The organism is Paraburkholderia sp. RL18-101-BIB-B (assembly GCF_046026985.1).
GTDB lineage: Bacteria > Pseudomonadota > Gammaproteobacteria > Burkholderiales > Burkholderiaceae > Paraburkholderia.
This window is the reverse complement of sequence record NZ_JARESV010000128.1, coordinates 1-3,014: the sequence shown is the minus strand read 5'-3', so window position 1 is coordinate 3,014 and position 3,014 is coordinate 1. Positions and strand designations below refer to the sequence as shown.

The following is a 3,014-nucleotide window of genomic DNA, read 5'->3' as shown; positions in this document are numbered from 1 at the left end:
AATGTCGAGCGCCTTGCGTTTCGCGCTGCGCTCGGCTGCTGTGATCTCTGCCCGGTCGCCGAGCTTCGCGGACGTCAGCGTCTCGCTGCGGCCGTCCGGGTACTTGTACCAGAAGGAGATTTTGCGCACGCCATACCGCTTGTAGAAACGATTAATGCCCGTCGACTCGTTCGTGGCGACGTGCTTCTCACGCGAAGGCCTGGAGGTTCGGGCCGGCATCGTATTTCGTTGACTTGGTTTCAGTTGTAAGTCCGAGCTTCCGGTCGCGGTACTCGCGAGCCACCTTCGGCAAGCCATTCTTGTCGACGACGAATCGCCAGTGGTTATCGGTGAGCCAGTGCGTCATCGCGGCGCGCTGATCCGGTTTGCAGCCGACCAGGTCGGCCAGCTCGTGCGCTGATAGGTAGTCGCTCTATTCACACCCAGCGTTTGCGCGTGATTTCAATCATTCGTTGTGCTGCTGCTTCCGTTTCGATCACGGAAGTTTTGCGTTCGGTTCCGCTTCGACCCCGTCCATATATGACCTATTCTTATTTGCATAGGTCGATTGTGTCGGAGAGGGAGGGCGAAATGGAACGGTGCCTTGCTTGCGAGACGTTGATCGGAAGAGCCTCAACGGTCCCCCCACACGAAAAACTCCACTGCTCTGGGTCGGGTGTTTTTGGTACGCCAAAATCGCCGATAACACGCTACATCCTTTACCGATGCACCTCATGCGGTTGCTGGATGAGGCAAAACACATCCAATGGATTACCGGCGGGCCTTTGGTGGACATGCGAGTCGAGTGCTCCTGTTCCGCAAGTTCCTGAGCGCAAGCCTCCCGACCATGCCTGGAGGAAGGCGGTACTTGCCTCAGTGCTGGGGCGACCCCGATAGCACCGCAGAGCGAGCGATTGTTGCCGTTCATGAGTTGTCCCCGTTCTCTGCGGATGCCGCGACAGCTGCGGGGCTCCATGCGATTAGCGGCTGATCGTTGCGCATATATAGTGGATGACGCGGCGAGCCGTCCTTCGTCGTGTCGAGACACCAAAGGCGCGCGCCGGCGTCGAGCATGATGCTGGCGACGCGCGCGGCGTGCTCTGGCCTGGCATTCGAGCCCCATGCGCAAATTACGTCGCCGCACTCGCGAGCGAAATTCCACAGGTAGTCGTCGTTATCGGGCCCGACCGGATCCGGATGGGACCAAAGAGCGGCTGGGTCTGCCGAGCGCAGCGCGTACAGGTTGGCGACTGCCAGACCATTGCAATCCCACAGCTTCGCGAAGCCGCGGCATCGGCGAATGGTCGGATCGTCGAGCCGCGCGTCGGCAGTGCTCGGATTGAGCATGACGAACAGCGCATTCGATTTTTCGGGCGACATTGATTCGGCTGGGCGCGTCAGCCGATAGCGATATATGCCACAAGGGGTGATGACTGTGCTCATGCTAGGATTCCTCGAAAACCATCTGGGAGAGATCCGTGCCGCACTGGGAACACATCCGCAACGGACACGTCGTCAGCATCAACGCCGGTCAAAATGTGCGAGGCAGATGGAGTTGGTCCTATACCATCGACGGCGACGGCTACACAGAGATGCGCGACCGTCCCTTGAAGTCTGCCGATGCTGCCCGCCTCGAAGCAGAGCTTGACGCGAACGTGAAGGCCGATCGGCTGCCCGCCGGCGACGCTGTTGAGTAATTTACTCATGCAACACCTCGCGGGAATTCGTCATGCGTGCGGCCGTCGAGATGGCGGCCGGCCGCTTTCTTGCCGCAGCGATAGAGCACAGGTTCATCATTGCAGTGCATCCCTTCAGCGGAACCCGGCGTCATGGTGCTGAATTCCCACTCGCCGTCCCAATAGTCCGCGACCCGCGCGGTCCGCGTCAGCGGTCCGCCGCAATTTTCGCCGGGCGCCCACTCTTCCCCATTGCTTGAACAGGTAGGGGACGCCCAGCGCCATCGCACTGATCGCGAAGATCACGCACCCAATCCGGATGCATCGGCCGCGCGTCGCCGCCGCTTTCACCTCCCGCGATCACCCGATCGATTCGGCCCGGCATGTCGCTGTGATTGGTGAAGCCGCCGCGCTGCTCGCCGAGGGCTGCAGGCTGGCCGCACGCCAGCACGCCCGCCTTGTTCCAGTAGCCGCCGCGAAGCACGTCGGCGCGTTGACCGGGTATTGACGGCCATGCGACGCTTTCAAGGTCGACCGGCCCAAGAACCGGCTCCATCGACAGGAAGCGCACGCGCGCCGGCACCTCGAGCAGCTTCGGAATGTCGCGGTCAGCCTCTTCCTGATTGACGATCGTCGCACCCAGACAGACGTTATCCCACGGCCATACCGGACCAAGGGCATCCGCGTCGCGGGCATCGTCGATCATTTGGCGCGCATTGCCGATGCACTTTATCAGCAACAGCCAGTCGAGATTCGGCGTGCTGCGGATCAGGCGAAATAGGTCGACGCGCCACGAAGGATCGACGGCGTTATCGAACACGTCGGCAAGCGAAGCGCAGAAAACACGCTGGCGCCGGCCGTGCGCTGCGAAGAACGCATCATGCTGCGCGTTCCACTGAATAGGCTTGCGCCAGTTGGCCGCCGACGTGCGCCGCCGCGGCGCCCCGGGCCCCCAGTTGATCACGGTGCCCCCACCGAAGCGCGCGTTGCGCGTCTCAGCGTAGCAGTGGTCGAAGCCGGGGCCGACTTTCTGGCACCCTTCCCACGGGTTAAACGTGTGATCGGTCCGTTCGATTTTGCTGTTCTCGCTCATCGTGCATCTCTAAATTTTTGTTCCCTGGTGCCGATAGCACGGTGGTTATCGACAAGGGAAACAGAAGATTGGAAATCGCAGAAGCAAAGCTGATCGTGAACGCCGCCAATGAGGTGTTCGATGTCCTTGAGGAAGAGCTCGGACTTACGGATGGCTCTCCGGAATGGAAGGAGCTTTATGACCGCGTCGTGCTCGGAACGATTGCACGTAGAGCTAAGACGCAAGCTGATCTCGAAATGATGCTGGCGGTGTAGCAGGGCGCTCAC

5 protein-coding genes and 1 pseudogene are annotated in these 3,014 nt (G+C 60.8%); 2 read left to right on the top strand and 4 right to left on the bottom strand.

Annotated elements, in window-relative coordinates; all coding sequences use genetic code 11:
* The 3 genes and pseudogenes from P0D73_RS46145 to P0D73_RS46135 all read right to left on the bottom strand — a co-directional run.
* On the bottom strand, positions 1 to 219 hold a 219-nt coding region (locus P0D73_RS46145), incomplete at its 3' end, for a hypothetical protein (protein WP_408436377.1).
* Positions 188 to 391, bottom strand: a pseudogene (locus P0D73_RS46140) (DUF4224 domain-containing protein); the annotation flags it as partial. The gene P0D73_RS46145 and the pseudogene P0D73_RS46140, both read right to left, overlap by 32 nt.
* 512 nt (positions 392 to 903) lie before the next feature.
* Positions 904 to 1,422, bottom strand: coding sequence for a DUF1643 domain-containing protein (locus tag P0D73_RS46135; protein ID WP_408436374.1), 519 nt, complete (start codon positions 1,420 to 1,422; stop codon positions 904 to 906).
* 35 nt (positions 1,423 to 1,457) lie between these two features.
* Between P0D73_RS46135 and P0D73_RS46130 the strand changes: the two genes are divergently transcribed.
* Positions 1,458 to 1,676 (top strand): hypothetical protein, encoded by a 219-nt coding sequence (locus tag P0D73_RS46130; protein ID WP_408320668.1) that lies wholly within the window; start codon positions 1,458 to 1,460, stop codon positions 1,674 to 1,676.
* A 187-nt stretch (positions 1,677 to 1,863) separates the two neighbouring features.
* Here the strand turns inward: P0D73_RS46130 and P0D73_RS46125 are convergent, their stop codons facing one another.
* On the bottom strand, positions 1,864 to 2,748 hold the full coding sequence (locus tag P0D73_RS46125; RefSeq protein WP_408320670.1) for a DUF5131 family protein: 885 nt from the start codon (positions 2,746 to 2,748) through the stop codon (positions 1,864 to 1,866).
* A gap of 41 nt (positions 2,749 to 2,789) precedes the next feature.
* Here P0D73_RS46125 and P0D73_RS46120 point away from each other — a divergent pair, with 41 nt between their 5' ends.
* Positions 2,790 to 3,002, top strand: a complete 213-nt coding sequence (locus tag P0D73_RS46120; protein ID WP_408183305.1) for a hypothetical protein — start codon at positions 2,790 to 2,792, stop codon at positions 3,000 to 3,002.
* Positions 3,003 to 3,014: the final 12 nt, after the last annotated feature.

Excerpts from the sequence above, each read along its gene's own strand:
- P0D73_RS46135 (WP_408436374.1), bottom strand. The coding sequence starts at position 1,422 with ATGAGCACAGTCATCACCCCTTGTGGCATATATCGCTATCGGCTGACG.
- P0D73_RS46125 (WP_408320670.1), bottom strand. The coding sequence starts at position 2,748 with ATGAGCGAGAACAGCAAAATCGAACGGACCGATCACACGTTTAACCCG.